Below are 23,137 nucleotides of genomic sequence, written 5' to 3' on the forward strand. Positions count from 1 at the left end.
TGATTTTCAAAATTTTTATTGCTCTTATTTCAGTTGAGAACATTTTTCTTGTATTTTCATTTCATGATACTTATGATTGGGGTAGAAAGAAGGAGAGCAAGATGTATCAGGTAATTACCATGTACGGTGATAATGAACCTTGGTGGTTCTTTGAAAATTGGCAGACAGATATCCAAGAGACCGCGACGTTTGAAGAATTTGACGCGGCTGTGGCCTATTATGAACATCGTTGGAGCGAGCTCCAAAAGACTAATACATATAGCAGTGCTAAACATAATTATTTAAGCGCATTTTGGAAAGAACAAGACGAACGCTGGTGTGAAGAATGTGATGATTATTTACAACAGTATTGGGGACTTGCGCTATTAAAAGATGAACAACCTGTAACGGTTGATAGCAGAAAGGAATTTTATGAAACAGCTCATTATAGCGGAAAAGCCAAGTGTTGCAAGAGATTTGAGCAAGGTGCTTAACGCCAATCAAAAAAATAAAAATTATTTTGAAGGACCCAATGTTGTCGTGACTTGGGCCCTTGGTCATTTATTGAGTTTAAAAATGCCGGAGGATTTGAATAAAGAGTGGCAAAGTTGGCAAATGGAGACGTTGCCGATGATTCCTAAGTATATCGGTATCAAACCATTACCGAAAACTCGTGGCCAATTAAAATCTATCCAGCAACTTGCGAAACGTAAAGACATTTCAGAGGCAGTAATTGCTACGGATGCCGGTCGTGAAGGGGAACTAGTTGCTCGTTGGATTTTAGAATATGTTCGATTTGAAAAACCGGTCAAACGACTGTGGATTTCTTCTCAAACCAATAAGGCGATCAAAGATGGATTCAAAAAATTAAAACCGGCCAAAGAGTATGATAATTTGTACCAATCTGCTTTAGCACGAGCAAAGGCAGATTGGCTAGTGGGTTTGAATGTCACGCGTGCACTAACTGTAAAATACGAAGATAGTTTATCAGCGGGGCGTGTCCAAACACCGACACTTGCCATGGTCCGTCAGCAAGAAAAGAAGATTGAAAAATTTCGTCCACAAAATTATTTTGTGATTTCTTTAGAAGCCAATGGTCAAAAAGCTAAATTAAACCAAAAAAATCCTTACAGTATTACTGAACGAGAGGCGGCTGAAAAATTAGTCAAAGAAATGTCGCAGCAAAAAGGAATCGTAACAGAGATTACTGAAAAAGAGAAAAGCGAGCCGGCACCGTTGCCTTATGACTTAACAGAGATTCAACGAGAAGCCAACGCGCGGTATCAATTTTCTGCTAAAAAGACGTTGTCACTAGTCCAAAGTTTATATGAAACGCATAAAATCGTGACATATCCGCGAACCGATAGTAAATATTTGACGAATGATATGAAAGCGACTATGAAGGAACGCTTACAAGCAATTAGTGATTTTGCACCAGAAGTAAAAACGTATATCAAAAATGGTGCACAGGTTAAACAAAAACGAGTATTCCAAGATAATAAAGTTACAGATCACCATGCATTGATTCCCACCGAACAACGTCCGAGATATGAAAAATTATCCACTGATGAACAGCGGATCTATCATCTGATTGTGACACGCTTTTTGGGTTTATTTGCTGAGGCTCATAAAGAAAGCCAGCAAAAAGTAACAGTGACTTTTCAAAAAGAAAGCTTTACTTTCCGACACAACAATGTTTTAGTAGCTGGTTGGAAACCTGTAGAAGAAGCAAAAAAAGCTGTTCAATGGTCAAAAGATATGAAAATCGTCCCAAATTTTACGATTGAAAAAGCGTTGACGACACCGCCAAAACCATTGAATGAAGGCACGTTGCTTGCTCAAATGGAAAAACATAGCTTAGGGACACCTGCAACCCGCGCAGAGATTATTGAAAAATTAATCAAATCTGAATTGATGGAACGGACCACTTCAGGCTTAGCCGTTTCGCCTAAAGGCAAGCAATTATTGGAATTAGTCAATCCATCATTAGTGACGCCCGAACTAACTGAAAAATGGGAAAAACAATTAGAAGCAATCGCCAATGGCAAATACAGTAGTAAACAATTCTTACAAGAGATTGAAGCAGATACGAAGAAATTAGTCAGTGAAGTCAAATATAGTGATAAAAAGTATCAAGACTTCTCAATCACCGCGAAAAAATGTCCAGAATGTGGTGCTCCATTACGAGAAAAAAACACACGTGATGGAAAAATTTATATCTGTACCAATCCTAAATGTAACTATCGTAGACGGAAAGATCCTAAAGTTTCTAACCATCGGTGTCCGCAATGTCACCGAAAAATGGAAATTATCGATGGCAAAAACGGCGCTTACTTCCGATGCAAGTATGATGGGACAACTGAGAAGATGTTGGACAAGAAAGAGCGTTCGAAAAAAATGACAAAACACGAAGAACGTCGCCTATTGAAAAAAATCAATACGGAAGAAGAACCGCAAGAAAGTGCACTCGCTGCAGCATTAAAAGCAGCAATGGAAAACAATGATTAACAATAAGCCGCTAAGATAAAGAAATCTTAGCGGCTTATTTTGTGAACTTATTTAGCAACTCAAGACAAGGTTGCTTGTTCTTTTTCATATTTTTCTTTGGCTTTCTGTAGCAAAGAATCAAGCTCTGGACTGGCTTTTGTCTGGTAACGGCCAAAAGCAATCAGCAACTCATAAATCTCTTTGAAACTTCCTTGAACCATCTGGCTGATGGGAGAGCGATAGTAAAGTGAAAAAAAGCTTTTTGTAAGGGCAGGATGTTGAAAGAAGAATTTTTGCCATTTAGGCAGAATTTCGCTGCCGCTAGCTTCCAATAATTCAAAACTTTCTTTTAATGAGAGTGAAAGAGTCGACAAATTATCCGCTGTTCGGATGATTGATGGTGAAAAATCATGAATATACTCAAAAGAATTTTGAACTAAAATCATGGTAGCATGATTTTTTAACCAATCATCCATTTTCGCCTCATATTTCCAACTATAGTTTGTTCCGTCAAATGCATTGTCTAATAACCGAGCAAGCTTAAAATCAGCATGCAATGAACCAATTTTCATTCGACCTTTACCAAAACGTAAAACAGAGGTCCCCTGTTCGGTATAGGTGCCGCCAGTCATTTGAAAACCAAAATAAATGTTTTTGTGCTGTGTACTTTTTTCTAATAAATCTTTTTCTAAGGTCACTGCATCTATCTGATTACCAATAAATAGTATCGTTGAACTGCTATTTTGGGCTAGTTGGTCAATGATTAATGGAAAATCACTGTATTTCATCGTAACAAAAATCAAGTCATAAGTATCTGCTGGTTGAAGTGTCTCAATCACGCGGACGGAATCAGTGGTTTGTCTTCGCTGAATCGAGTGATGCAATACTAGACCATCGGTTATCAGTTTTTTCTTTCTTTTTCCTCGAGCTAAAAGTGTGACGTCATTATTTCCATTAATCAGTGAATGGGCCAAATAACTTCCTTGGATGCCAGCACCGTATATTAAGATTCTCATTTTATTTAATCCTCAAAAATCAACAGATGTTGATTAATCAACTTATGTACACTATAATAAATTGACGATGAAGCATTTTCAATCAACAAAAAAGTAATTTTGTTGATAAATGAACAGAAATAAAAAATTGATTGGAGAAAAAAGTGGATCGACGGAAGAGAAAAACACAAAAAGTAATCACAGTAGTTTTTTATCAACTTTTAAAGAAAAAAAGTTATGAAGAAATATCTGTGAGTCAGATTTGCCAGATAGCGGACATCAATCGCGGGACCTTCTATCTTCATTTTATTGATAAAGATGACCTACTTGAAAAAAGCATTGCTCATGAAATGCAGGAGTTGGTCGATTACTGTGAGAAAAATGGTGAAATGAGTAATCAGCAAAAGTTGGATAAGACATTTGACTATATCCGAGATCATCGGAGACAATTAGGCCGATTGCTTAGCGCAGACAAGCAAGGATTTTTTGCTCAGTTTCTAATCGCTCACTTAATGGAACAAATGATGGGGCAATCACAATTAACAACGATCTTTTTTGCTCACGGACTTGTTGGATTATTAGAACATTACTTAATGAACGATGTTTCTGAAATAGAAATCTCACAGGCAATGGAAAGAATTTTTTCTTCCTTTCGATAAAAAGGATCTCAGCTATTTCAGGGATAATTAGTAGAAATCCAAAAAGAAAAGGGTTACAATATAAAAGGTTTAGACCATTTGCAGGAGGGATTTTTTTGAAATCAAGAAAAGATGAAGTATTGGAAGCATTGAGAGCAAATCCTAACGAACAAACGGCACAAGAATTGGCAAATCAACTGGGAGTTGACCGGACGAATGTCAGTCGTTATTTGAATGAGCTGACAAAAGACGGTACTGTCAAAAAAATTGATGGCCGCCCAGTAAAGTTTCAAATTGCTGCAGTATCCACTGAAAAACATATCAATTTTGATAATTTGATCGGCCGCGAGGACTCACTTAAAAGTCAGATTCAAAAATCAAAAGCGGCGATTTTATATCCGCCCCATGGATTGCATACGATTATTTTTGGCGAGACAGGGACCGGAAAAACGATGTTTGCTGAATGTATGTATCGGTTTGCTGTTTCTGCAGAAGTTTTAGATGAACATGCACCATTCATCACCTTCAACTGTGCTGACTATGCGCAAAATCCACAATTACTTTATGGTCATATCTTTGGAGTAAAACGAGGTGCTTTTACCGGTGCTGAAGAAACTCGCGAAGGATTGATGGAAAAAGCCGATGGGGGAATTTTGTTTTTAGACGAGATCCATCGATTGCCGCCGGAAGGACAAGAAATGCTCTTTACGTTTATTGACAAAGGAACATTTCGTTCATTGGGAGACAGTCAAGAAAAACATGCTTCTGTACAGATTATTGGTGCTACTACGGAAACAAGCTCAATGTTCTTGTCGACATTCAATCGTCGTATCCCAATGCAGATCGAACTACCGTCTTTAGCAGAACGTTCATTAGATGAGCGTTTGGCGATTATTAAAGAATTTTTACAACAAGAAGCCAATCGCTTGTTGCAGGAGATTGCGATTGATAAACGAAGTCTGCTGGCATTTTTGCTCTACCACGCTGAAGGAAACATCGGTCAATTAAAACGCGATTTGAAGTTGGTTTGTGCCAAGGCATTTTTACATCACCAAACCAACAGTCAGTTAGAAAAATTAATGATCGTAGAAGAGGACCTGCCGCTAGTCGTACAAAAAGGCTTGCTTCGAATGAATGAAGTCCAAGACAAATTAACACCATTTATGGATAAGAAAAATCTTTACCTCACGTTGAAACCTGGTACTGAAGAAGTTGTTTGGGGACAAGATCCCAATAAAGACATGGAAGTTTATCATTCTATTACGTATAAACTAGAAAAATTAGGACGTGAAAATCTATCGGAGATTGATTTGGAGGAGCTGATTTCTGATGATGTCGATCAATATTTTGAGACATATGTTGAGGAATTATCTCATACAAATGCTTATCGAGAGATTATCTCTGATGAACTTTGGCAACTGGTGAATAGTCTCTATGATTTTGCCGCTAGCCAAATGAAGCGTGAATATGATGAAAAGGTACGTTTTGCTTTCGCGCTGCATATCAGTTCAACAATTGAGCGGATTCGTGGAAACCAATTCATTACACATCCCAATTTGAATGATATTCGTCGTAATTATTCAAAAGAATTCCAGTTGGCCATTGAGTTTTCTAATCGAATCGAAGCAGCTTATAATATATTGATTCCATTGGATGAAATTGGATTTATCACGATGTTTTTAACTATGGATAATCAAGAAGCTCAAAAAATCGATGAACGGCAAGTGACAGTATTTGTCGTTATGCATGGAAAATCAACAGCTTCCAGTATGCTAGAGACAGTCCAAGATCTTTTAGGAACGAAAAAGGGAATCGCATTTAATATGCCGTTGACTTTGGATACGGAGACAATGTATGGTCAGATTAAAAATTATATTCAAGGAAGAAAAGAGTCCTTTTCAGAAGGAATCATCTTATTGACAGATATGGGCTCACCGAATAATTTTGGTAATTTGATCTTTCATGAGATGGAAATCCGCACTCTAGTAATTTCGATGGCTAGTACGATGCTAGTCTTAGAAAGCTTGCGTTTGGCAACACTTGGTCGATCATTAGAAGAGATTTATACAAGTGTCATCTCAATGTTCCAAAGCATGGTCCGTCTAGAAGAACCCACACAAAAAGATGAAAAGAAGGTAATCATCGTCGCCTGTTTTACTGGTGAGGGAGTTTCTAAGCGTTTGAACGAAGTTGTTTCCCAGATTGTCAATTTGGAAGAATTTGAGATTATTCAGATGCAATCATTAGAGCGGGAAAGTTTCAAGCATCGGATAGATCAGTTGATTACACATAAAGACATCGTGGCGATTGTGGGAACGATGGAGATTCACTACCAAAAGATTCCATTTATCCCAGCGATGAATCTATTCAAAAGAGATAAGATCTTAGAGTTCCAAGATTTATTAGGAAGTACAATCACACTACCAGAGATGGTGGATTCGTTGACCAAAGATTTTTCTCCTGAGATCGATGTAAAAACACTCTTTTTATTGATTGATGATGTATTGCAAGGAATTCGAAAAGACCAAGAATTGATTATTGAGAATACTGCGATACAAGCGCTTAGTGTCCACATTGCTTTTTTAGTAGATAAGATCAAAAAAGCTGAAGTGCGGCCAATGTTTGAGAATGTGAAATATTTCCATCAGCAACACCAAAAGCGGTTTAATCAAACTGCCGCTAATCTATCTATCATTGAAAAACAATTTGCTATTCGTTTTACCGAAGATGATATTGCTTATATTGTTAAAACACTTGAAGATAATCGAATTGAACTGGGGTTACACAGTGTGTAATCTCGGTTTTTTTGTGTGTAAATTGAAAACCCTATCATTAAAGCTTCTGTGTGATAAAAAAGTTGGCACATAACTTGCATTATATAAAGTGAATAAGAAAAAATTGAAGGGGTGTCAACGATGAAAAGAATCATGTTAGTTTGTGCCGCAGGAATGAGCACCAGTTTATTAGTAACAAAAATGGAAAAAACAGCTGAAGCAGAAGGTGTTGAATCAGAAATCTTTGCAGTCTCAGCTTCAGAAGCAGATACAAAACTAGAAGATACCAGTAAACCAGTCGACGTTTTACTATTAGGACCGCAAGTTCGTTTTATGAAGAATCAATTTGAGACTAAACTAGCGGATCAAGGAATCCCAGTAGCGGTTATCGATATGAAAGATTACGGTATGATGAACGGCGAGGCTGTTTTAACTACTGCCCTTAATCTTATGAAATAGAGGTGTAACAGATGAGTGAAACAATGAGTCAAGAACAATTAGAAGCAGTAATGGGGCTGATCATCAATGCGGGCAATGCTAAAAGTGATGCCATGGAAGCGATTCAAGCAGCGAAACAAGGTGATTTTGCTTTGGCGGAAGAAAAACTGAAAGCCGCTGATCAAGCCCTCGTTGAAGCGCATCATTCTCAAACGGGGTTGTTGACAGATGAAGCTAGCGGAAATCCAATGACGATTACACTTTTAGCCGTGCATAGTCAAGACCATCTAATGACGAGTATCACTTTCAACGACATGGCAAAAGAAGTCGTTGATCTTTATAAACGTTTGGGAAATGAGTAAGGAAGTGATCTCGTGAAACTAACTCGTGATCATCAAACATTGAAGGCGATCACCGATTTAATTGAATACGCTTTTAAAAAACAACAATCCATCATCGATGACCCGCTATTTTTATCTCGTTATGAACACGCGGATTGTTATGGTGTGTATCAGGAAAATGAATTGACTAATTTAGTCATGGCGAATCATTTTGAGATACAACTTTTTCAACAAAGAGTCAAAATGGCCGGTGTTGGTTATGTGGCTAGTTATCCAGAATATCGAGGTCAAGGCGGCATCAGTACAATCATGCCTGAACTTTTGTCCGATCTTTATGAGCAAGGTGTAGCTGTTTCTCAATTGGCTCCTTTTTCAGAAGCTTTTTATCGGAAATTTGGTTATGAACCGACAAGCCGCAGAAAAACTTATCGCATACCAGCAAACGCTTTTCATTATTTGACAAGTGATAAAAGAGGGAGTGTGAAACGTGGAACTTGGCAACAGATGAAACCGCTGATCCAATCAATCTACCAACATTTGTTGATTCAACGACAAATTGGAACGGTTGTTCGCGAGGACTGGTGGTGGGAACGTTTGGATGAATATTATCCCCATCGTTTTTATGCTGTAACTTTTGATGATACCGCTACAGCAAAAGGCTACATTATTTATCGTATGCAAGGCAGCACATTAGTTGTTGATGAGCTTGCCTATGAAAATGAATTCGCACTGAAAAAATTATTAACGTACTTGAAGGCCCATGTCTCATCATTTGAAGAATTTCTTTATCATGCACCTGTTCATGAACGCATTGAAAAATGCTTTCAAGAACAAGAATGTCTTACGATTACTTTAGAACCTTATATGATGAGTCGAATTATTGACATTGAGCAATTATTAATGAAACTACCGATACACCAAGAAGAAATTATTTTAGAAGTGACCGAAGATAAAGAATGTCCTTGGAATGTTGGCAGCTGGCTGATCAGTCAGGGGACTTGTCAAAAAGTACAAAAATCAGGTGATATCAGTGCTTCTATTCATGGATGGAGCGAATTATTATTGGGAGAATTAACTTTAGCCGAAGGAATCTTCTTAGGTAAGTTTACTGTCTCAAACGGAGTCGAAGCTGAGCTTTTTTCAAAAGGGCAACAAAGTTTTTATGACTATTTTTAATTAGGAGGAATTAAATAATGGATGGATTTATTAATTTTATGGAAAAACACTTTATCCCACATGCGTCAAAAATCGGTAACCAACGTCATTTGATCGCGATTCGGGACGCCTTTACAATAACAATGCCGTTAATGATTTTAGGCGCCTTAGCAGTGATGTTCAACAATTTGCCGATTCCGGCTTTCCAAAAATTCATGAGCGGTATTTTTGGTGGTGATTCTTGGCAAGGATTTGGTGGAGCAGTTTGGAACGGAACATTTGGTGTTCTTTCAGTCTTCATCGCTTTCTTAGTGGCGTACAACTTAGCGCATCACTACGGAAAAGATCCAATCGGAACAGGTGTCGTGTCCGTTGCTTCGTTCTTTACTTTAGGTGCGGCAACAAGCGGAATGAACTCATCAGGATTATTCGTAGCATTGATTGTAGGGATTGTGGTTGCAGAAATCTTTACTCGTTTAGTTGGTAACGAAAAATTGATCGTTAAAATGCCAGATGGCGTACCACCGGCAGTTGCTCGGTCATTTGCTTCACTATTCCCAGCAATGATTACGGTTTCAATTTTTGGCTTGATTGCAGCAATCATCGCCGGATTTGGTGTTGAAGATATGTTTGCTGAATTCTATGCATTGGTTCAAGAACCATTTATGGGCTTAGCAAATTCTTATGGATCAGCATTATTAATTGCGTTCATTACACCATTCTTGTGGTTCTTTGGATTACATGGTGCTAATATGATTGATCCATTCATGCAAGCCATCAATGCTCCAGCGATTGAAGCAAACAATGCTGCGATTGCTGCAGGCGATGCGGCTCCTTATATCGTTAACAAACCATTCATCGACTCATTCGTAAACATGGGTGGTACGGGTGTAACAATTGGTTTAGTCATCGCTATTTATTTAGTTGGTCGTAAAAATAAACCTTTTATGGTCGTGAACAACTTGGCAGCTGCTCCTGGTATCTTTAACATCAATGAACCATTGATGTTTGGTCTGCCATTAGTATTGAATCCGATTATGTTCATTCCATTTATCTTGACACCGATGGTCTGTGTAACAACAGCTTATTTTGCAACGAAGTTCGGTTGGGTGCCAGCAGCGACAGTAATGCCGCCATGGGTAACACCACCAATCATTGGCGGATTCTTAGCGACATCAAGTTTCTCAGGTGCTATTCTAGCGGCAGTGAACTTAGTAATCTCAGTCATTATGTATGTCCCATTTGTTTCATTAGCAACAAGGCAAGAACTAAAAAAAGTGAATGAAGCGTAAGGATTATTAGGGGGTTATGGATCACTCGATCCCTGCCCCCTTTTTTCGACTTTTATGATTAGATCATGAAAAATATTTCAAAAAAACTAGCTAAGTTAGGAGACTTACAATGAAAACTTTTCCCAAGAATTTTTGGTGGGGTGCTGCAACATCTGGTCCGCAAAGTGAAGGACGTTTTAATAAAAAACATGCCAATGTCTTTGATTACCATTTTGAGATTGAACCAGAAAAATTTTACGATCATGTAGGACCAGATACTGCCTCAAATTTTTACAATAGTTATAAAGAAGATACCAAACTAATGCGGTCAATCGGCATGAATAGTCTGCGAACTAGCATCCAATGGAGCCGTTTAATCGATGATTTAGAAACAAATACTGTCAATCAAGAGGCCGTCGATTTTTACAACAACGTGATTGACACAATGTTAGCTGAAGGTATGACACCGACGCTGAATCTGCATCATTTTGATTTGCCAGTAGAGTTGTATGATAAATATGGCGGCTGGGAATCAAAAGAAGTGGTTGATTTATATGTCGGCTTTGCACAAAAATGTTTTGAGTTATTTGGGGATCGAGTAAAATTTTGGACGACCCACAATGAACCGATGGTCGTAGTAGAAGGCGAGTATTTATTCCAATTCCATTACCCAAATATTGTTGATGGAAAAAAAGCGGTACAAGTGGCTTATAACTTGAATTTGGCTTCAGCTAAAGCAATTCAAGCTTTTCGAAAATTAGCCGTCAAAGACGCGCAAATCGGAACAATCTTGAATCTTACGCCAACTTATGCAGCATCTGATGCACCAGAAGATCAAGAAGCAGCACGGATTGCGGAACTGTGGAACAACAAAATGTTTCTAGAACCAGCAATCTATGGACATTTTCCAGCTGAATTGGAAGAATTATTAACGAAAGACAATGTTTTATGGGAAACGACAGAAGAAGAAAAAGAGATATTAAAAAATAATACTGTCGATTTCTTGGGTGTAAATTTCTATCATCCAAATCGAGTAAAAGCACCTGATGTTGCGCCAAACTCAGTCGGTGCTTGGATGCCAGATCGATATTATGATGCGTATGATATGCCGGGGCGTCGTGTGAATCTTGATCGCGGTTGGGAAATTTATCCTAAAGCATTGTATGATATTGCAATCAATATCAAAGAAAATTATAAAAATATCCCTTGGTATGTATCTGAAAATGGCATGGGCGTCTCAAATGAAGAGCGCTTTAAAAATGCTGAGGGTGTGATTGAAGATGATTACCGAATTGATTTTGTACAGGAACATCTAGAATGGTTGCATAAAGGGATCAAAGAGGGATCAAACTGTTTTGGTTACCATATGTGGACACCAATTGATTGCTGGTCATGGCTGAATGCTTATAAAAATCGTTATGGATTCATTTCAAACAATATTCATACCCAAATCAAGACTATCAAAAAGTCTGGTTACTGGTTCAAAGAAGTAACAAAAAGAAATGTTTTGGAAGATTCATCTAATTGAGTAGGAGGAAAATAAATGAAACGTGAATTAGGCATCTCAATCTATCCTGACCATAGTGATCCGCAAGCTGATCGTGAGTACATCCAAAAAGCAGCGAAGTTAGGTTATACTCGGATTTTTATGAGTATGTTAGAAGTAACTGAAGGAAAAGAAAAAGTCAGTGAAAAATTTGGTAATATCATCCACTATGCAAAAGATTTAGGGTTTGAAACCGTCTTAGATATCGCACCTTCAATTTTTGATGATTTAGGAATCTCTTATGATAATCTACATTTTTTTGCAGAGCTTGGTGCAGAAGGGATTCGGTTGGATGAAGGTTTTGATGGAAACAAAGAAGCGATGTTAAGCTATAATCCTGAAGGTTTAGCGATTGAATTGAACATGAGTAACAACGTGGCTTATCTTGATAATATTTTATCTTATGAAGCCAATGAACCATTTATTTATGGATGTCATAACTTCTATCCTCAAGAAGGTTCAGCATTGCCTTATGATTTTTTTGTCAGCTGCAGCAAACGGTTTAAAGGCCATGGCATCAAAACAGCTGCTTTTATCACAAGTCATGAGGCAAAATATGGTCCTTGGGATGTGAATGATGGGTTGCCGACTTTGGAAATGCATCGCCATTTGCCGATTGATCTGCAAGCACGTCACATGTTTGCGACAGGATTGATTGATACCGTAATCATCGGAAATGCCTATGCTTCTGATGAAGAATTAGAAAAAGTGGCTGCAGTCGATCGATACAAATTGAGTTTAGGGATTGAACTGGTACCAGATATCTCTGATGTGGAACGCAAGATTATTGCTTATCCAAATCATTTTCGCCGAGGAGATATTACATCAATGGCGGCTCGTTCTACCATGACGCGTGTAGTTTATAAAGATAAAGCAAATCCTGTTCACGATAATACACAAGAATTTCAAATTGGTGATGTTGTTGTCGGTAATGATGATTTTGGGAAATATAAAAATGAATTACAAATCGTTTTGGAGCCACATAGTGATTCTCGGAAAAATTTAGTTGGGAAGATCCCTCAAGATGCGCGGATTTTATTGGACTTTTTAAAGCCTTGGACGAAATTTCAATTTGTTCCTGAAAATTAAATTTGAAACAAATGAAAAAAAGATGAAGATTATTTGTTGACAAATCCTGTGAAGGCGTGTAAAGTATGATTCAACTTAATCAAACGACAATGAAAAGAAGAGTAGCAGTTTATTTGCTTTAAGAGAGTCTCTGGTTGGTGAAAAGAGACAGCGATTAATTGTGAACCACATCTTTGAGTCGATTGGCTGAATAAGTAGGCCAATCCGGGAGAGCCCGTTAGCGCAGAGGTCAGATTGACCAGTTGAGATCGTTCGTTGTGAGACGACGATAAAAAAAGGTGGAACCACGTAATTACGTCCTTTAGTCCTAGTGACTAAAGGACTTTTTTTATTTCACTGTTTGGAAAACTGACCCATAGAGGTTCTTTTTGTGAAAAAAGAACAAAGATGAGGTGGAACCACGTAGTTAACGTCCTCTGGTAGAAATACCAGAGGACGTTTTTTTGTCAATCTAACGTAGTTTGTTGCAATCAGTAAAGTATGAGCCAACATCAGTATAGTTGGCTGGTATGCATGAAGCTAATATGGGAAAAGATTTCTTTCATAGGAAACTAGCTGTTGCCAATTCGGCCTCAAGTAGAATCACTGGAGTCAAGATTAAGTATTTTTAGGCCGTACAAATTTCGATAACATGGAGGGATATTGAGATGAATTATCTAGTCGAAGTCATGCCACAATTATTACAAGGGGCAACAACAACACTGAAATTATTTATTTATACGATATTAGGCTCATTGCCGTTAGGAGTGTTGCTATCTTTTGGGTTAGCTAGTCGTTTTAGACCATTACAATGGATCTTACGTTTTTACGTTTGGATTATGCGTGGGACACCATTACTGTTACAATTGATTTTTGTATTTTATGGGTTACCGTTGGTTGGAATTATTTTTGATCGTTTCGAAGCCGCACTGTTTGCGTTCATATTGAACTATGCCGCTTATTATGCAGAGATCTTCCGAGGCGGGATTCAATCCATTCCAGTTGGTCAATACGAAGCCTCAAAAGTAATCGGCTTGACTCCTGTTCAAACAGTAACACGAATCATCATTCCGCAAGTTGTCAAGATCGTTTTGCCATCAGTTGGAAATGAAGTGATCAATTTAGTAAAAGATACCTCACTTGTGTATATTTTAGGTTTATCCGATGTGATGCGGGCGGGAAAAATCGCGATGGAACGAGATACCACCTTGCTCCCATTATTCGGAGTAGCCATTATTTATTTAGCATTGACAGGGATTACGTCCGTTATCTTGAAACAACTAGAAAATCGTCTGAATTATTATCGATAGGTAGGTGAAAAAAATGATTGAATTAAAAAAAGTAAATAAATCGTTTGGCAATAAGAAAGTGATTGATAATTTGGATCTGGTGATTCCTGATGGACAGATCTTAGCAATTGTCGGCCCATCCGGTGGTGGGAAAACAACTTTATTAAGAACGCTGGCAGGATTGGAAACAGCAGACAGCGGAACTTTTTTACTAGATGGAAATCCTTTTGATCCGACCGGTTCAAAAGAACAAGAACAAGTTGTTGGTGTAGTTTTCCAAGATTTTCAATTATTTCCACATTTAAGTGTCTTAGACAATATCACCATTGGTCCACGGTTAGTTTTGAAAGAAGACAAAGAGACGTATACGAATAAGGCGCAACATTTAGCGAGTTTATTAGGCATCGAAGAATTATTAAATAATTATCCGTATCAACTATCTGGTGGACAAAAACAACGCTTAGCGATTGCTCGTGCGATGGCGATGAATCCCAAGGTTTTGGCTTACGATGAACCTACCAGCGCATTAGACCCGGCTTTACGTCAGCAAGTAGCGAATTTGATTTTAGAACTTAAAGCCGATGGAGTTACTCAAATCGTTGTTACTCATGACTTGGTCTTTGCTGAAGAAATCGGGGATCAATTATTAAAGGTAGAACCAATTAAATAAATGACGTCAAACTCAGCTTTGTTTTATAAGCTTAAAAAAATTAGGAGGAATAAGTATGAAATTGAAAAAGATTGTTTTGGGAATGGCAGCTGCTTTAACTTTGGTAACATTGGCGGCTTGTGGTCAGAAAGAAGCCAGCAGTGACGACAGCTGGAAAAACATTGAAAAAGACAAAAAAGTAACGATTGGTTTAGATGATACATTTGTTCCGATGGGTTTCAAAGATGAAGATGGTAAAATCGTTGGTTTTGATGTAGATCTTGCTAAAGAAGTTTTTAAAGAATATGGCGTCAAAGCAGATTTCCAACCAATCGATTGGTCAATGAAAGAAAATGAGTTGGAAAATGGAACCATTGATTTGATTTGGAATGGGTATACAGTAACAAAATCACGGGAAAAGAAAGTTCTATTTTCAGATGCATATGCCCAAAATGAACAAGTCTTAGTGACTAAAAAAGATAGTGGAATCACAGATGCAAAAGGGATGAAAGGCAAAATCTTAGGAGCACAAGAAGGTTCTTCTGGTTATGAAGCATTCAATAATCAAACAAAGATATTAAAAGATATCGTAAAAGAAAATGATGCTACATTATATGCTAGTTTCAATGAAGCGATGATCGATTTAGAAAATGGCCGAATCAATGGATTATTAATCGATAAAGTATATGCAGATTATTATTTGAAACAAGCTGGTAAATTAGAAACGTACAATATTTTCAGCGTTGGTTTCAAAAATGAAGATTTTGCTGTTGGTGCACGTAAAGGCGACAAAGAGCTAGTGAAAAAAATTAATAGTGCATTCAAAAAGATCCAAGAAGATGGAAAATACGGTGAAATCTCAAAGAAATGGTTTGGCGAAGAGTTGACTTTACCAAAAGAGTAATGAGAAAACAATCTTTAATCGGAAAGAAAAGGCGAACAAAACTTTTGTTCGCCTTCTTTTTTTTGTATAATGGTACAGAATGGAAAGAGGGATAGCATGGCGCAAAAAAAGCGTACAAAGAAAAAAAGAAAAACAAAAAAACAAAAACAATTACAAGAACAGCGCCTAATTATCGGTATCGGGCTTTTATTCATTTTGTTCATGATTTTTTCCTTGTTTAAGTTAGGTTTTTTAGGAAATTTGATAGCGAATGTATTACGGCTGATTGGTGGTAATACGTATCAGTTTTTGGCAATAGTACTCGGAGGATATGGCGGGCTACTTGTAGCTAAGAATAATAAATTACGCATAACTAAGACACGGCGTTGGAGCGGAGTGGGCATATTCTACTTAGGAATCTTATTGGTTCTACATGCACGTTTATTTGCCAATGTCCAAAGTAAAAATCCTAATATTTTAAAAACGACATGGGATTTATTGATGTCTGATTTTTTAGGAAATCAGATTACCCAAAATGTCGGTGGCGGGATGCTGGGCGGACTTCTTTATAATTTGACACATTTTTTAGTATCACAAGTCGGCAGCTATTTGATAGCAGGATTATTATTGGTCCTAGGAGTCTTTTTATTCAGTCTCCTAGAATTTAACCAAGTAACAGATTATTTAGCGGAATTTACTGAAAAAATCCAGACAAAATTTACAGAATCTGATGAAAAAAAAGCGTTGAAAGAGGCTAAAAAAGCTGAACGTCAAGCACAAAAAACACAAGCTCAAGCAGAAAAACGTGCAGCAGAAAAAGCTAGGATGGAAGCAGAGCGGACAGAAGCTAAACAAGAGATTCCGCCGTTCACAGACGAAGAACAAGTAACTAACCGTTCAGAACGCGAAACTAAAGCTCCCGAACAAATGACTTTAGTACCAATCGAAGGGTTTCAAGAAAATTTAGAACCAATACCAACACCAGTAACTACGAAAAATGCGCAGCTAGAAGAAGAAATCGAAGATCCAGGCGAATTAGAATTTGAAATTAATGCTGAACCGGAAGACCACGATTATCAATTGCCGCCTTCAACGTTGTTAGACTCGATTCCAGCAACGGATCAAAGCGATGAATACAAAAAGATCGAGCAAAATATTAAAGTATTAGAAAAAACGTTCAATAGTTTTGGTGTTGATGCCAAAGTTGTCAAAGCTAGTTTAGGACCATCAGTTACAAAATTTGAAGTTCAGCCAGCTGTAGGTGTCAAAGTCAGCAAAATCGTCAATTTAACAGATGATATCGCCCTAGCTTTAGCTGCAAAAGATGTGCGGATGGAAGCGCCCATCCCTGGAAAATCATTGATTGGAATCGAAGTACCTAATAGTACAATCAGTACGGTATCTTTCCGAGATATTATTGAATCACAACCGAATCATCCTGATAAAATTTTGGAAGTTCCATTAGGACGCGATATTTCCGGAATGGTCCGAACGGCAGATTTAACAAAAATGCCTCATTTGCTGATTGCCGGTTCAACCGGAAGTGGGAAATCTGTTGCAATCAATGGAATCATTACCAGTATTTTGATGCGGGCAAAACCAAATGAAGTAAAACTCATGATGATCGATCCGAAAATGGTCGAGTTGAATGTCTATAATGGGATTCCTCATTTGTTGACACCTGTTGTGACCAATCCAAGAAAAGCGGCACAGGCTTTACAAAAGGTCGTGCAAGAAATGGAAGAGCGTTACGAAAAATTTGCGGCAACTGGTGTACGGAATATTTCAGGATTTAATGAATTGGTTATTCAGAAAAATTTAGAAGATGGCCAAAATCGACCAATTTTACCATTTATTGTGGTTATCGTTGATGAATTAGCCGACTTGATGATGGTAGCAAGTAACGAAGTCGAAGATGCGATTACTCGATTGGCTCAAATGGCACGTGCTGCTGGAATCCATATGATCTTAGCTACACAACGTCCAAGTGTTGATGTTATCACAGGTATCATCAAAGCCAACGTGCCATCACGTATTGCTTTTGCTGTTTCTAGCGGGACCGATTCTCGAACGATCATTGATGGCAATGGCGCCGAAAAACTTTTAGGACGCGGAGATATGCTGTTCTTGCCAATGGGTGAAAATAAACCAATCCGTGTCCAAGGTGCGTTTATTTCCGATCACGAAGTAGAGCAGATTGTAGAATTTGTTTCTGATCAGCAAGAAGCTCATTATGAAGAAAAAATGATGCCAACAGAAGAAACAACGTCTTCGCCGTCAGAAAACCCTCAAGATGAATTGTATGAAGAAGCCAAGGCATTAGTTGTTGATATGCAGACAGCAAGTATTTCTTTACTGCAACGCCGTTTCCGAATTGGCTACAATCGAGCAGCCCGAATCGTTGATGAATTAGAAGATCATGGTGTCATTGGACCGTCAACTGGCAGTAAGCCACGAGAAGTCCTTTTAGAAAAAGTTGAAGAAGAACCAGAAAACCCGTTGGAAGGGTAAAAAATAGTCTAGAGAAATCTAGACTATTTTTTGTTTTTTCCAAAGTTAATTGTTTTCTCTTTGTGAATCGGTTATAGTATGTAGCGGATGTTGCCAATTTTTTAACTGGATAATTCTGGATTTATGAGAACTCGAATCTTTGTATAATAACAATGTATCGAGAGCCAGTTGATCAAAAGAGGTAGACGTACGAAGAAGAGAAACTTTTTGAATTTCTGACTTTGTTGTTACACTTGTTCTACTAATAGAACGAGTGAACGTTTCGAAATACAGTAGGAGGTAATACTTTGGAAAGACCCTCAATTTATGGTTTAAGAAGAGAAGAATTAGTCGAATGGTTTTTAGAACATGGGGAGAAAAAATTTCGCGCGACCCAAGTTTGGGAATGGCTTTATCGTAGTCGAGTAACAGAATTTGCACAAATGAGTAATTTATCAAAACAAACGATTGCTTTGCTGGAAGAAAATTTCATCATTAATCCACTAAAACAATTGGTCGTACAAGAAGCCAGTGATGGAACAGTCAAATATTTGTTTGAATTGCCGGATCACTTGATGATCGAAACAGTGTTGATGCGCCAAGAGTATGGTTTGTCTGTTTGTGTTACAACACAAGTAGGCTGTAACATCGGTTGTACTTTTTGTGCATCAGGTTTATTGAAAAAACAACGCGATCTGACAGCAGGAGAAATCGTTGCTCAAATTATGTTAGTCCAACATTATTTTGACGAACGAGGTGAAGAGGAGCGTGTTTCTCATATTGTTGTGATGGGAATCGGAGAACCTTTTGATAACTACAACAATGTGATGGACTTTCTCCATGTTATCAATGATGATAAAGGAATGGCCATCGGTGCTCGCCACATTACTGTTTCAACAAGTGGATTGGTTCCGAAAATCAAAAAATTTGCGGAAAATGGGTTGCAAGTGAACCTAGCGATTTCATTGCATGCGCCAAATAATGAGATTCGTTCATCAATCATGCGGATTAATCGCAGTTTTCCAATCGAAAAACTAATGGGAGCCGTCGATTATTACATTGAAGAAACCAATCGCCGGGTGACTTTTGAATACATCATGTTATCCGGAGTGAATGATCAGCCGGAACACGCACAGCAATTGGCAGATTTAATGAAAGATAAGAAAAAACTTGTCTATGTGAACTTGATTCCGTATAATCCAGTCAGTGAACACGACCAATACTCACGTAGCAGCAAAGCAGCTGTGTTGCGTTTTTATGATGTTTTGAAAAAAAATGGAATCAATTGTGTAATCCGAAAAGAGCATGGGACAGATATCGATGCGGCTTGCGGACAATTACGAAGCAAACAAATGAAAAAAGCAGCAGTAGAATAAATGTTGAACTCTCTCTTATTGGGAGAGTTTTTTTATCAAATAAATTCGAACTTATGGTATAAAATTAAATAAAAAATCCGAACTCTCTATAATACAATGCCGCTGTTTATTACAGAAGCAATTATAGAGGTTCGGATCTTTTTATTTTATAGATTCATCTAGAAATTATGCTAAAATCGTACCAACTGGAAAGATGGTTCTAAATACTTTTCGAACGAGGGGTCCAGCAATAAATAATTGAAAAGGAATCGCCATAACGATGTTTTTCAAAATATTCGTCCCCAAAATAATGAAGAGTTGATCCCAATTTTGGGTGTGGCTCAATACTTCTACAGCACCATATAAGGACATGAAGAAGACCATTGGTAAAACCATACAACAAGAAATGGTAAGGACCTTTCGGACAGGTCCCGCTGAATCAGGCAGTATTTTGAAGGCGAAATTTTTTGCAGGCGTTGATACGACAAACCAGTCCAAAAGTAACGCGCATAAATAACCCAAAGGCAAACCGACCCAGGCAGTTTCTAAAACTTCTAATGTGAAAGTGCCTGCGTGTAAATAAATATTGTACAAACTCATCCAGAACACCATCACAAAACACATCATTATCGTATAAACAAAACTTTCTCTTTTATTTCTTGGCATGAAAATCCTCCTAATATATTTGAATACAAAAAAGTGGCAATCGTATAACTCGCTACGACAACCACTTTTGGGAATCTTCACTGCGTTATGGAAAGACAATTTTTTTGCTTCTCCATTATAAACAGATTTTTCCATTTGATGTAAGTAAAAAATTTATTTTTTTTCACCAATCTCATCTTTTAGACGATAAATCTTTGATGGACGACCAATTCCAACGGGTCGTTCGCCAAGTTCGTCAAAATATTGCAGCATTGCTTTTTTGAAATTGGAATGGTCAACGGTTCTAAAATCAACACCTAAAAATTTCGCAAAGACTTTTCGTGCTTCAGTGATCGTGAATTCGTCACCTAAGACTTGTAAAATCAGCGGCTCATGATCCATTTTATTGACGACGCGATTAAAGGCTTTGCGAATAATCTCATTGTGGTCAAAGGCCAAGGTATCTTTACCGATAGACTTTCCGGTTGCTAGATCGATTTCAATGGAAATATCTTCTTCACTAGTTAAACAAATCGTATCACCATGACGTTCCATATTGAACCAACGTGCATCTTGAGTATCATCGCCGGCTGTCGGCGGGACTTGTCCGATGAAAGCCAAATAGCTGACGGTAATGACCCAACCGCGCGGATCACGATTTGGTGAACTAAATGTATGAAGTTGTTCAACATTTTTTCTTCCAATGATCAGGCCAGTCTCTTCGGCCGTTTCGCGGCGAACGCTGTCGTTGGTTGATTCATTTCTCTCGACAAAACCACCAGGTAATGCCCAGGAATTACGATAAGGATTGCCACGACGTTGAATCAGTAAGATCTTCAACTGATCTTCTACCTTGTTATAACCCATGATAACAATATCGACGGTCACAGAAGGTTTTTCATATTCCGGATGATCTTGTTTTTTATACCAAGCAAGGAAATCTGTTTCATTTGCTTCATGTTCATAGTAATCTTTTTCTGCTTCTTTAGAGGCAAATTCTTTCATGCATTGTTCACCCATTTTCTTATAAGTATTCGATACTTTATTGTAGCATGAATACAAAAAAAAAGGGAACTCCGCTGGGAATTCTCCTTTTTTACTAAAACTTATTTTGATGAGTCAGTCGTTGTTGTTTTACCTGAGCTGTTTGTTGTTAAGAAATCAGATAAAATATTTTCAAAGGAATCATCTTTGATCTTCACATTGGCTTTTTTCAATTCTTTTGAGATGACTTTAGAAGAAAAGGTTTGGTCAGCCATTTTTGTATCTTCTGCAATCTGCTTCAATTCTTTTTCGTATTTATCCATGTCATTGCCTTTAGATGAATTTTTTTCCATCTTCACAATGTAGTAGCTGGCCTGATAAGTAGAGGCATCAGTTGCTGTGATTACATCAGAAACCTCGCCGTCTTTCAATTTAAAGGCAGCTTCTTTTACTTCAGTAGGAACAGTAGATGATTGAGAATCAAACTTGATTTGTCCACCATCTTTTTTCGTTGTTGTATCTTGTGATTTTTCTTTTGCGATTTTAGCAAAGTCGCCTTTATCGTCTAATTGTTTCTTGATTTCTTTTGCCTCATCTTCACTGCTTGCTAAAATGATTCGAGCCGTTACTTCTGGATGGAATGAATCCCAAGCTGTTTTCAAATCTTTATCAGTAATTTTTACATGAGCTTTCAAGCCTTCTTGGAAAGCAAGTGATTGTTTTAAATACTCTTTATAAGATTTTTTCGTATATCCAGCAGACTGCAATTGGCTTTCAAAGCTGTCGCCTAATTGTTTTGATTGCTTGTTGTACTCTTTATCAACTTGTTTGTCTGTTACTTTATCACCATAGGCATTTTCAAATACTTTATAGATGATCATGTTACGAACTAAACTTTGATTGTTTTGTTCTTTTTTCGCTTCGTTATAAAAATCTTCGACGGTGATTTTTCCGCCTTTCATAGTTGCGATGTCTTGATTAGAACTTCCTGAACAGGCACCTAATACAATTACGCTAAGCAAGCCAGCCGTGGCTAAGAGAATCTTTTTCTTCATTTTTACGTTACAACTCCTAAATTCATAATTTACTTCTTATTAATTCTTTCCAACTATACCATATCTAAAAATACAAAGGAAAGGGGATAAAAATAGTTTCCGAGAAAATTCACACTAAAAGCATAATTAGTTAACTAATTATGATTCATTTGGGATTTCAGCAGGTCTAGTCAAAGAAAAGCGTCCTTTTTTTATAACTGTCTTCGTTTCATCAGTAGATAAGCTCTGATTGATTTTTTCTAATTGGGCTTGAATCTGCTGGATTCTAGGTTCAGCTTGAAAACGAAATTCCTCGACATCTTTTTCCACGCCTGATTTAAAAGCAGGAACGAGGGTATCCATGGTTTCTTTTAAAGTAGCCGCAGATTCACGGAATGCGGATAAGTTATCGTTTAGCTCGTCAGTTAATACGACTAGTTCACGAGTAGAAGTGATTAGTTTTTCTCGGGTTTCTTCTCCTTTACGCGGTGCTAATAAAAGCCCCCCTATGGTACCAAGACCAGCGCCAAATAAAATTCCTTTGAAAAAGCCCATTTATTTCACCTGCTCTTTGATCTGATCAGCAATTTTTTGCATATCTTCTGATGTTTGTTGTTCTGTGTGGTTGCCAAAATGGATCGAGAAATCATCTTTTTTACTATAACGTGGTACTAAATGAATATGTGAATGGAAGACAGATTGATAGGCAAGTTCTTTGTTATTGTTCAAAATATTTAATCCTTCCATCTCTGGAAATGCTTGCTCGAGTGCACGGGCAATTTTAGGAATGCGAGCAAAAACATCTGCTGCTAAGTCTTCGTCATAATCAAAAATATCTGTCACATGTCGTTTCGGTACAACGAGTGTGTGTCCCTTTGTCGCTTGTGAAATATCTAAAAAGGCATAGACTTTTTCATCCTCATAAATTTTGTAGCTAGGGATTTCTTGGTCGATAATTTTACAAAAAATACAATTTTCCATTGCAAACATCCTTTCTGATTACTCATCATCACTTTATTTTGTGTCATTACCAGTAAAAACTTGTAAATGACGGTAAATTCTACTTTTACTTTACCATAACTTATAATGCTTGTGCGGGAAAAGGTCAATAGTCGC

The 23,137-nt window shown here is 37.6% G+C and carries 21 protein-coding genes and 1 other annotated feature; of the genes, 15 read left to right on the forward strand and 6 right to left on the reverse strand.

All coding sequences use genetic code 11. From position 1 onward, the window contains the following. Positions 1-101 precede the first annotated feature (101 nt). Together P7D84_RS02335 and P7D84_RS02340 are read left to right on the forward strand one after the other, a co-directional pair. The gene (locus P7D84_RS02335) at positions 102-473 is read left to right on the forward strand and encodes a DUF1033 family protein (RefSeq protein WP_137603878.1); all 372 of its coding nucleotides are present in this window, start codon (positions 102-104) and stop codon (positions 471-473) included. Beyond that, positions 412-2,487 (forward strand): DNA topoisomerase III, encoded by a 2,076-nt coding sequence (locus P7D84_RS02340; RefSeq protein WP_311804867.1) that lies wholly within the window; start codon positions 412-414, stop codon positions 2,485-2,487. Before P7D84_RS02335 ends, P7D84_RS02340 begins: the two co-directional genes overlap by 62 nt. A gap of 59 nt (positions 2,488-2,546) precedes the next feature. Here P7D84_RS02340 and P7D84_RS02345 read toward each other — a convergent pair whose 3' ends face one another. Next, a complete protein-coding gene (locus tag P7D84_RS02345) occupies positions 2,547-3,482 on the reverse strand; it encodes a ketopantoate reductase family protein (protein ID WP_311804868.1) in 936 nt (311 codons plus the stop codon). Positions 3,483-3,625: 143 nt separating this feature from the next. On the opposite strand from P7D84_RS02345, the gene P7D84_RS02350 reads away from it, so the two are divergent. The 13 genes from P7D84_RS02350 (at position 3,626) to rlmN (ending at position 19,379) form a co-directional block, all read left to right on the forward strand. Continuing rightward, the gene (locus P7D84_RS02350; RefSeq protein WP_311804869.1) at positions 3,626-4,120 is read left to right on the forward strand and encodes a TetR/AcrR family transcriptional regulator; all 495 of its coding nucleotides are present in this window, start codon (positions 3,626-3,628) and stop codon (positions 4,118-4,120) included. A gap of 95 nt (positions 4,121-4,215) precedes the next feature. Beyond that, positions 4,216-6,894, forward strand: a complete 2,679-nt coding sequence (locus tag P7D84_RS02355; protein WP_311804870.1) for a sigma-54-dependent transcriptional regulator — start codon at positions 4,216-4,218, stop codon at positions 6,892-6,894. A 120-nt stretch (positions 6,895-7,014) separates the two neighbouring features. Further along, positions 7,015-7,332, forward strand: coding sequence for a PTS sugar transporter subunit IIB (locus P7D84_RS02360; protein ID WP_311804871.1), 318 nt, complete (start codon positions 7,015-7,017; stop codon positions 7,330-7,332). Between the two features lie 11 nt (positions 7,333-7,343). Then, a complete protein-coding gene (locus P7D84_RS02365) occupies positions 7,344-7,673 on the forward strand; it encodes a PTS lactose/cellobiose transporter subunit IIA (protein WP_170999787.1) in 330 nt (109 codons plus the stop codon). A 12-nt stretch (positions 7,674-7,685) separates the two neighbouring features. Beyond that, positions 7,686-8,828: a GNAT family N-acetyltransferase gene (locus tag P7D84_RS02370; RefSeq protein WP_311804872.1), complete on the forward strand. Its 1,143-nt coding sequence runs from the start codon at positions 7,686-7,688 to the stop codon at positions 8,826-8,828. A gap of 17 nt (positions 8,829-8,845) precedes the next feature. Further along, positions 8,846-10,099 carry a PTS sugar transporter subunit IIC gene (locus P7D84_RS02375; protein WP_137603871.1) on the forward strand — a complete coding sequence of 418 codons (1,254 nt, stop codon included), beginning with the start codon at positions 8,846-8,848 and terminating at the stop codon, positions 10,097-10,099. Between the two features lie 109 nt (positions 10,100-10,208). After that, the gene (locus tag P7D84_RS02380) at positions 10,209-11,606 is read left to right on the forward strand and encodes a glycoside hydrolase family 1 protein (protein ID WP_311804873.1); all 1,398 of its coding nucleotides are present in this window, start codon (positions 10,209-10,211) and stop codon (positions 11,604-11,606) included. Between the two features lie 15 nt (positions 11,607-11,621). Then, a complete protein-coding gene (locus P7D84_RS02385; RefSeq protein ID WP_311804874.1) occupies positions 11,622-12,713 on the forward strand; it encodes a DUF871 domain-containing protein in 1,092 nt (363 codons plus the stop codon). An 80-nt stretch (positions 12,714-12,793) separates the two neighbouring features. Further along, positions 12,794-13,018, forward strand: a binding site (T-box leader). 342 nt (positions 13,019-13,360) lie between these two features. Continuing rightward, entirely contained in the window at positions 13,361-14,002 is a 642-nt protein-coding gene (locus tag P7D84_RS02390; RefSeq protein ID WP_137603868.1) for an amino acid ABC transporter permease, read from the forward strand. Between the two features lie 13 nt (positions 14,003-14,015). Beyond that, entirely contained in the window at positions 14,016-14,651 is a 636-nt protein-coding gene (locus P7D84_RS02395) for an amino acid ABC transporter ATP-binding protein (RefSeq protein ID WP_137603867.1), read from the forward strand. Positions 14,652-14,706: 55 nt separating this feature from the next. Next, positions 14,707-15,534: a transporter substrate-binding domain-containing protein gene (locus P7D84_RS02400; protein WP_311804875.1), complete on the forward strand. Its 828-nt coding sequence runs from the start codon at positions 14,707-14,709 to the stop codon at positions 15,532-15,534. A gap of 96 nt (positions 15,535-15,630) precedes the next feature. Next, positions 15,631-18,024, forward strand: a complete 2,394-nt coding sequence (locus P7D84_RS02405) for a DNA translocase FtsK (RefSeq protein WP_311804876.1) — start codon at positions 15,631-15,633, stop codon at positions 18,022-18,024. A 287-nt stretch (positions 18,025-18,311) separates the two neighbouring features. Next, the gene (gene rlmN, locus P7D84_RS02410) at positions 18,312-19,379 is read left to right on the forward strand and encodes a dual-specificity RNA methyltransferase RlmN (protein WP_137603864.1); all 1,068 of its coding nucleotides are present in this window, start codon (positions 18,312-18,314) and stop codon (positions 19,377-19,379) included. Between the two features lie 165 nt (positions 19,380-19,544). Here the strand turns inward: rlmN and P7D84_RS02415 are convergent, their stop codons facing one another. The 5 genes from P7D84_RS02415 to P7D84_RS02435 form a co-directional block, all read right to left on the reverse strand. Continuing rightward, positions 19,545-20,024: a DUF2798 domain-containing protein gene (locus P7D84_RS02415; RefSeq protein ID WP_311804877.1), complete on the reverse strand. Its 480-nt coding sequence runs from the start codon at positions 20,022-20,024 to the stop codon at positions 19,545-19,547. Between the two features lie 153 nt (positions 20,025-20,177). Continuing rightward, entirely contained in the window at positions 20,178-21,008 is an 831-nt protein-coding gene (locus P7D84_RS02420; protein WP_137603862.1) for an NUDIX hydrolase, read from the reverse strand. A 101-nt stretch (positions 21,009-21,109) separates the two neighbouring features. After that, positions 21,110-22,042, reverse strand: a complete 933-nt coding sequence (locus P7D84_RS02425; protein WP_311804878.1) for a peptidylprolyl isomerase — start codon at positions 22,040-22,042, stop codon at positions 21,110-21,112. Between the two features lie 138 nt (positions 22,043-22,180). Beyond that, positions 22,181-22,576, reverse strand: a complete 396-nt coding sequence (locus P7D84_RS02430) for a YtxH domain-containing protein (RefSeq protein WP_137603860.1) — start codon at positions 22,574-22,576, stop codon at positions 22,181-22,183. Further along, the gene (locus tag P7D84_RS02435) at positions 22,577-23,002 is read right to left on the reverse strand and encodes an HIT family protein (protein ID WP_311804879.1); all 426 of its coding nucleotides are present in this window, start codon (positions 23,000-23,002) and stop codon (positions 22,577-22,579) included. Between the last annotated feature and the right edge of the window lie 135 nt (positions 23,003-23,137).

The sequence above is a fragment of the Enterococcus dongliensis genome, assembly GCF_031927985.1.
Lineage (GTDB): Bacteria > Bacillota > Bacilli > Lactobacillales > Enterococcaceae > Enterococcus_A > Enterococcus_A dongliensis.

Coding starts and splice junctions, on each gene's coding strand:
- P7D84_RS02340 (WP_311804867.1), top strand. CDS start 412: ATGAAACAGCTCATTATAGCGGAAAAGCCAAGTGTTGCAAGAGATTTG.
- P7D84_RS02405 (WP_311804876.1), top strand. CDS start 15,631: ATGGCGCAAAAAAAGCGTACAAAGAAAAAAAGAAAAACAAAAAAACAA.
- P7D84_RS02345 (WP_311804868.1), bottom strand. CDS start 3,482: ATGAGAATCTTAATATACGGTGCTGGCATCCAAGGAAGTTATTTGGCC.
- P7D84_RS02415 (WP_311804877.1), bottom strand. CDS start 20,024: ATGCCAAGAAATAAAAGAGAAAGTTTTGTTTATACGATAATGATGTGT.
- P7D84_RS02390 (WP_137603868.1), top strand. CDS start 13,361: ATGAATTATCTAGTCGAAGTCATGCCACAATTATTACAAGGGGCAACA.
- P7D84_RS02430 (WP_137603860.1), bottom strand. CDS start 22,576: ATGGGCTTTTTCAAAGGAATTTTATTTGGCGCTGGTCTTGGTACCATA.
- P7D84_RS02425 (WP_311804878.1), bottom strand. CDS start 22,042: ATGAAGAAAAAGATTCTCTTAGCCACGGCTGGCTTGCTTAGCGTAATT.
- P7D84_RS02375 (WP_137603871.1), top strand. CDS start 8,846: ATGGATGGATTTATTAATTTTATGGAAAAACACTTTATCCCACATGCG.
- P7D84_RS02365 (WP_170999787.1), top strand. CDS start 7,344: ATGAGTGAAACAATGAGTCAAGAACAATTAGAAGCAGTAATGGGGCTG.
- P7D84_RS02335 (WP_137603878.1), top strand. CDS start 102: ATGTATCAGGTAATTACCATGTACGGTGATAATGAACCTTGGTGGTTC.
- P7D84_RS02395 (WP_137603867.1), top strand. CDS start 14,016: ATGATTGAATTAAAAAAAGTAAATAAATCGTTTGGCAATAAGAAAGTG.
- P7D84_RS02385 (WP_311804874.1), top strand. CDS start 11,622: ATGAAACGTGAATTAGGCATCTCAATCTATCCTGACCATAGTGATCCG.
- P7D84_RS02380 (WP_311804873.1), top strand. CDS start 10,209: ATGAAAACTTTTCCCAAGAATTTTTGGTGGGGTGCTGCAACATCTGGT.
- P7D84_RS02435 (WP_311804879.1), bottom strand. CDS start 23,002: ATGGAAAATTGTATTTTTTGTAAAATTATCGACCAAGAAATCCCTAGC.
- P7D84_RS02360 (WP_311804871.1), top strand. CDS start 7,015: ATGAAAAGAATCATGTTAGTTTGTGCCGCAGGAATGAGCACCAGTTTA.
- P7D84_RS02400 (WP_311804875.1), top strand. CDS start 14,707: ATGAAATTGAAAAAGATTGTTTTGGGAATGGCAGCTGCTTTAACTTTG.
- P7D84_RS02420 (WP_137603862.1), bottom strand. CDS start 21,008: ATGAAAGAATTTGCCTCTAAAGAAGCAGAAAAAGATTACTATGAACAT.